Annotated in this window: 6 protein-coding genes and 1 pseudogene; 6 read left to right on the top strand and 1 reads right to left on the bottom strand. The window is 51.5% G+C overall.

Features of this window, described 5'->3' with window-relative positions; translation table 11 throughout:
• Positions 1–192, bottom strand: a 192-nt coding sequence (locus tag ACZ25G_RS07355) for a DUF5685 family protein (RefSeq protein ID WP_463682020.1), incomplete at its 3' end; no start/stop codon positions are given.
• A 186-nt stretch (positions 193–378) separates the two neighbouring features.
• Here ACZ25G_RS07355 and ACZ25G_RS07360 point away from each other — a divergent pair.
• The 6 genes and pseudogenes from ACZ25G_RS07360 to ACZ25G_RS07385 form a co-directional block, all read left to right on the top strand.
• Positions 379–957 carry a manganese efflux pump MntP gene (locus tag ACZ25G_RS07360; protein WP_463682021.1) on the top strand — a complete coding sequence of 193 codons (579 nt, stop codon included), beginning with the start codon at positions 379–381 and terminating at the stop codon, positions 955–957.
• 223 nt (positions 958–1,180) lie between these two features.
• Complete coding sequence (locus ACZ25G_RS07365; RefSeq protein ID WP_463682022.1) at positions 1,181–2,665, top strand: sodium:solute symporter family protein; 1,485 nt, start codon at positions 1,181–1,183, stop codon at positions 2,663–2,665.
• 184 nt (positions 2,666–2,849) lie between these two features.
• Positions 2,850–4,163: a phenylacetate--CoA ligase family protein gene (locus tag ACZ25G_RS07370; RefSeq protein WP_463682023.1), complete on the top strand. Its 1,314-nt coding sequence runs from the start codon at positions 2,850–2,852 to the stop codon at positions 4,161–4,163.
• 1 nt (position 4,164) lies between these two features.
• Entirely contained in the window at positions 4,165–5,904 is a 1,740-nt protein-coding gene (gene iorA / locus ACZ25G_RS07375) for an indolepyruvate ferredoxin oxidoreductase subunit alpha (protein WP_191483085.1), read from the top strand.
• A 1-nt stretch (position 5,905) separates the two neighbouring features.
• Complete coding sequence (locus ACZ25G_RS07380) at positions 5,906–6,496, top strand: indolepyruvate oxidoreductase subunit beta (protein ID WP_191483084.1); 591 nt, start codon at positions 5,906–5,908, stop codon at positions 6,494–6,496.
• 91 nt (positions 6,497–6,587) lie between these two features.
• Positions 6,588–6,744: pseudogene (locus tag ACZ25G_RS07385) on the top strand (acetolactate synthase); the annotation flags it as partial.

Consider the following 6,744-nt stretch of genomic DNA (forward strand, 5'->3'; position numbering starts at 1 on the left):
CTGCTTGCACAGCCCGCAATAAACGGACTTATAAAGCTCAAACTCTTTGATTTTCAGCTCTGGCTTACAGGGCCTGACATATCCAAACAAAACCGCACCGTCTCCCGCCCATCTCAATGATAACGCCTGCTCGACAGTACCCATTATTTTACACGAACAGACGGCGAAAAGCAATGAAAAAAGTGTAAACATAAGCTTTCCCGCTATGAGTGGTATAGAAAAAGGAAAAAACTACTATGAATGTGTTGAGACAAAAATAATGGATAGGGTACAAGAAAATAGATGTTTTCCTGGAAAATCTTTGACATAGGCAGAATTATCCTCTATAATTTTAATATTTCGACGCTACCTAAAGAATCACAGGAAGAGGGATGTCCATTGAGTCTTCTTACATTGTTTTTACTGGCGCTAGGGCTATCCATGGATGCGTTTGCGGTTTCCATCTCCAACGGCCTTTGTTACAAGAACCTGAAAGGCCCTATGGTGGTTTGGATGGCCCTTTCTTACGGGGTTTTTCAGGCACTGATGCCTCTGATCGGCTATGCTCTGGGTTCCACCTTCAGTGGCCTCATTGAATCGGTGGATCACTGGATTGCGTTTATTCTGCTGGGCTTTATTGGAGGTAAAATGGTGGTAGAGGCCATCGCTGAGCTGCGAAATCCCCAGGAGGACTCATGTCCCACGGGTAAGATACTGACGGTGAAAACTTTACTGCTGCAATCTATCGCCACCAGTATTGACGCCCTGGCAGTGGGAATCAGCCTAGCCCTCATGCGGGTCAATCTGATCCTGTCGGTCACCTTTATTGGAACGGTGACCTTTGTCTGCTGTCTGATCGGCGGCATCATCGGGAGAAAGCTGGGAGGCGCTCTCAAGCAGAAAGCAGAAATTTTCGGCGGGATTGTTCTGGTCCTCATCGGCGTTAAGATCCTCATCGAGCACCTCACCGGAATGTAGCAGGATTTTTATGCCCATTCCTTGGAACATCTCGATTTTTTAGATAATCTTACTGAAAAAGTGAAAAGTTTTTTTACGTCAAAGCAGGGAAGTTTCCCTGCTTTTTTGTTGACTTTTGCGAGTTAAAGCGATATACTGTCACAGGATGCTTTAATGGATAGACGCGTTAAAGCAATAGAGAGGAGCGGAAGAGGCCGCCGGGATAAAAGGAGAGAAAGGATATATGACAGTATGGATCATCTTGGCCATCTATGTGGTTTTGATGGCAGCAACCGGCTTTATCAGCTTTAAAAAAGCGGATACGCTGACCGGGTTTGTAGTAGGATCCCGAAGCGCGGGGCCATGGTTTTCGGCCTTTGGCTTTGGAACCACCTATTTTTCAGCGGTAATCTTTATCGGATATGCAGGCCGCTCTGGCTTCGACTATGGGCTGTTTGCCATCCTCATCGGTATTGGAAATGCGATCCTGGGCTCCTGGCTGGCCTGGAAGGTGCTGGCCAACCGGACCCGGGAGGTCACCCGGCGGCTCAAAATCAAGAGCATGCCCCAGTTCTTTGAAAAACGCTATTTTTCCCGGAATATGAAGCTTTACGCGGCCATCATTGTTTTTATCTTTATGACCCCCTACTCGGCCAGCGTCTATTCAGGGCTGAGCTATCTGTGCGAGAGTGTGCTCCATGTGCCCTATCAGATCGCCATGGCAGCCATTGCTGTAGTCTCGGGAATATATCTCGTGCTGGGCGGATATTTTGCCACACTGCTGGCTGATTTTATCCAGGGCATCATCATGCTGGTAGGCGTGGCGGCCATGCTCTTTTTTGTCAGTGAAAGCGAGCAGGTAGGCGGCTTTGCCAGCGGCGTAACGAAGGTCTGGGAAAGCATGTGCGCCCAGTCGGATGTGCTCTTTACCCCCCAGACGGCGCTTTCGGTGATCTGTCTGATCCTGCTGACCAGCGTGGGAAGCTGGGGGATGCCGCAGATGGTTCATAAGTTTTACGGCATCAAAAACGAGGACGGCGTCAAAAAGGGAACGGTGATTTCCACCTTGTTTGCCCTGATTATCGCGGGCGGCGCCTATTATATCGGTTCACTTTCCCGGATCTTTTTCACAGAGGTTCCGATCTTGGATGGAAAGGCCAACTATGACCTGATTGTTCCGCAAATCTTAACCCAGACTTTGCCGGTGATTCTTTTGGGGGTTGTATTGGTTTTGGTGGTTTCAGCTTCCGTATCCACCCTCTCCGGCATTACCCTGACCTCCTGCTCCACCATTTCTATGGATTTGGTGGCTGACCGGGTCTCAAAATTTGCTGAAGACAAGGCCAAAACCCTGACCTTAACCCGGGTTCTCTGTGCGGTCTTTATTCTTGTCTCTTATCTGATCGCCTCATTTAAGACGCCAATTTTAACATTGATGTCTTTTTCCTGGGGCACCATCTCCGGCGCGTTTTTAGCTCCATATATGTTGGGCCTTTATTGGAAGGGCATGAACCGGGCGGGCGCTTGGTGCGGTATGATCACCGGGCCGGTGGTCTCCTTAGGACTCGCGTTGCTCAGCGGCTTTAATTCCGCCCAGGCTACCATCTTCGGCGTTGCGGCTATGGCGGTTTCCTTCCTGGCCTGTTGGATCGGCAGTCTTGTGGCGGCAAAGATGGGCAAGGTACAGGATAACAGCCACTTTTACGACAAGGCATACTTTGTAAAATAATGGTTTTCCTTTTGTAATATGACAAGTGAAGAGAGCGGCAGATTGCCGCTCTCTCCTTGCGCGTTAGGGGAACAAATGTGATCTACAACCGGATTTTTGAAAAAATAGCGCAGATTCCATAGCTTTATTGGGATTTTTGCGGTATAATAAATTTTATGTTGATTGATACGGGGAGTGATATTCTGTGTTCTGGCAGAAGGACTTGGAAACCATGGACAGAGCCAGTATCGAAAAGATACAATTAGAACGGCTCCAAAGAATTGTAAAATATTGTTATGATAATGTGCCGTTTTATCATGAGCGGCTGGAAAAAGCGGGGGTTACCCCTGATAAAATCAAATGTCTTCAGGATGTGGAGAGGATTCCCTTTACCACCAAGGAAGATATTCGGGACAACTATCCCTTTGGGCTCTTTGCGGTTCCTATGAAAAAGGTGGTGCGGATTCACGCATCTTCTGGAACTACCGGCAAGCCCACCGTAGTAGGTTACACGAAAAACGATCTTGATATGTGGTCCGACCTAATGGCGCGGCTTATTGTAGCAGCTGGCGGAAGAGAGGATGATATCGCCCAGGTTGCTTTTGGCTACGGCCTGTTTACCGGCGCGTTGGGGCTGCATTATGGCCTGGAGCGTATTGGCGCCACCGTAGTGCCCACCTCTTCAGGAAACACCGAAAAAAATATTATGCTGATGCACGACTTTGGAACCACCACCCTCATCAGCACCCCCTCCTATGCCCTCTATATGGCAGAGGTGGCCCGGGATATGGGCTACAAAAAGGAGGACTTCAAGATGCGCCTGGGCCTGTTTGGGTCTGAGGGCTCCACAGTGGAGATGCGCAACGCCATCGAGGATGCCTGGGGTATCTTCGCCACCGATAACTACGGCATGAGCGAGCTGATGGGCCCTGGCGTTTCCGGCGAATGTGAGCGCCGAGAGGGGCTGCACATCAACGAGGACTACTTCCTGCCCGAGATCATCGATCCCCATACAGGGGAGACCAAGGCCAAGGGGGATACCGGTGAACTTGTTATCACCACCTTGGGAAAAGAGGCCTTCCCGCTGCTTCGTTACCGCACCAAGGATATCACTCGGATCAATTACGAGCCCTGTGAGTGCGGCAGGACTTTTGCCCGGATGGAAAAAGTCATGGGCCGCACCGATGATATGCTGAAAATCCGGGGTGTCAACGTGTTCCCCACCCAGATTGAAAGCGTAATTGTGGGTATGAAGGGAATCAGCCCCAACTATCAGATCGTGGTCACCCGGGAAGGCTTTATGGATAAGCTGGAAATCAACGTAGAGCTGGTGGATGAGACCCTGTTGGAGCGCTTTGCGGAGCTGGAGAACCTACAGCATACCATCAAGGAAAAGCTGCGCTCGGTGTTGGGACTAGATGCCAAGGTTAACCTGGTTCAGCCCAAGCAGCTGGAACGTTTTGCGGGTAAGGCAAAGCGTGTCATTGATCTGAGAAACCAACCGAAGGAGGAAAAATAAATTGAAACAGTTAATGCTGGGAAACGACGCAGTGGCCAGGGGACTTTATGAGTCCGGCTGTACCGTCGTCTCAAGTTATCCCGGTACGCCCAGTACCGAAATTACAGAAGCAGTTGCTACATATCCGGAGGTCTATGCCGAGTGGGCGCCCAATGAAAAGGTGGCCACAGAGGTCGCCATCGGCGCCTCTATCGGCGGCGCCAGATCCTTCTGCGCCATGAAGCATGTGGGCCTCAATGTGGCGGCGGACCCGTTGTTTACCTCTACCTATACAGGGGTCAACGGCGGGCTGATTATTGCGGTCGCCGATGACCCAGGCATGCATTCCTCCCAGAACGAACAGGATTCCCGCCATTACGCCATCGCGGCAAAACTCCCCATGGTGGAACCTGCCGACTCCCAGGAGTGCAAGGACTTTGTCAAGGCCGCCTATGAGATTTCTGAGAAATATGACACACCGGTGCTCTTCCGCCTTTCCACCCGCATTTCCCACTCCCAGAGTGCTGTGGAGCTTTTGGAGCGGGAAGAGGTGCCGCTCAAAGAATATAAAAAGGACCCGGCCAAATATGTCATGGCGCCGGCCAATGCCAAAAAACGCCATGTAGTGGTAGAAGAGCGGATGCAGGCGCTGAAAGAACTGGCTGAGACCACAGGACTCAACCGGGTTGAAGACGCGGACAGCGATATCGGCATCATCACCTCCGGTATTTCCTATCAGTACACCAAGGAAGCGGTAGGGGACAAAGCCGGCGTCTTAAAGCTTGGACTTGTCAACCCGCTGCCGGTGAAACTGATTGAGGAATTTGTGAAAAAATATAAAACCATCTATGTGGCGGAAGAGCTGGATCCCATCATCGAGACCCATGTCAAATGTCTGGGCATCTCCTGCCACGGCAAGGACGTGTTCCCTCTCATCGGGGAGCTTTCCCAGCGCATTGTGGCCAAGGTCCTGCTCGGGAAGGAAAATCCCTTCGATACCTTCGAAGAGGATGTGCCTATCCGCCCGCCGGTCATGTGTCCTGGCTGTCCTCACAGAGGGGTATTCTATGTGCTGCATAAACTGGGCGTCATGGTCAGCGGCGACATCGGCTGCTACACCCTAGGCGCTTCCGCGCCTCTCTTCGCGGTGGATTCCACCGTTTGCATGGGCGCTTCCATCTCCGGGCTTCACGGTTTTAACAAGGCCAGGGGCCTCGACAGCGCCAAAAATTCGGTGGCGGTCATCGGAGATTCCACCTTTATGCACTCCGGCATCACCGGACTGATCGACATCACCTACAATGAGGGCGTCTCCACCGTCATCGTTATGGATAACTCCATTACCGGCATGACCGGCCATCAGCAGAATCCCACCACCGGCAAGACCCTAAAGGGGGACATTGTGGAAAAGGTGAGCATTGAAAAGATCTGCGAGGCCGCCGGTGTTAAGAGAATCCGGGTGGTGGATCCCTTTGATATGAAGGAAACAGAGCGGGTCATTAAAGAGGAACTGGCCGCGGAGGAGCCGTCGGTCATCATCACCCGCCGTCCCTGCGCGCTGCTTAAATATGTCAAGCACGAAAAACCCTTGATTGTGGATAGAGATAAGTGCAAAAGCTGCAAGATGTGCCTGAAGATTGGATGTCCGGCCATCAGCATCCAGGACGGCAAAGCCTCCATCGACGAGACACTTTGTGTGGGATGCAATCTCTGCAAATCCCTGTGTCCCTTTGATGCGATCCAGAGCGGGGAGGAGAAATAACATGAGTGAAAGCAAAAGCATTATGATTGTCGGCGTCGGCGGGCAGGGCTCCCTGCTGGCCAGCCGGATTTTAGGCAATGTGCTGCTCAGCCAGGGCTATGACGTCAAGGTGTCGGAGGTCCATGGCATGAGCCAGCGGGGTGGCAGCGTAGTCACCTATGTCAAATATTCCGAGGGTAAGGTCTATTCTCCCATTGTAGAGTTGGGAGAGGCCGATGCCATCATCTCCTTTGAGGTGCTGGAAGCGGCCCGGTATGTTTCCTATCTCAAAAAAGGCGGCAAGATCATTGTCAGTGACCAGCAGATTGATCCCATGCCGGTGATCACCGGAGCGGCCCAGTATCCGGCGGACATTGTCAAGAAGATCAGAGATAAGGGCATCCATATCCTGGATCTGGATGCGCTCAGCCTGGCTAAGGAGGCCGGCAATGCCAAAGCGGCCAATGTGGTGCTGATGGGCGCGCTTTCCAACATCATGGACTTTGATGAGCAGGTTTGGCTGGATGCGGTTCGTGCCTGTGTACCTCAGAAATTCCTGGAGCTCAACCTCAAGGCTTTTGACCTGGGCAGAAAGGCCCACTTTGCGGAGTAGGCTGGCGGAAAATTACCGGAAAGCGGGTACAATATCCCGCCAGAGTATGGTATAATAAAGGTAAGAAAATACCTTGTGGGGAGGGATCTTTGTGGTTGTCAAACAGCTATCCGTGTTTATTGAGAATAAGTCGGGTCGGTTGGTGCAGATCACCGAAATCCTCGGCAAAAATCAGATAGATATCCGGGCGGTATCCATTGCGGATACCACTAGCTTCGGTATCCTGCGTTTGATCGTAGACGATCCGG

The organism is Zongyangia sp. (assembly GCF_965361945.1).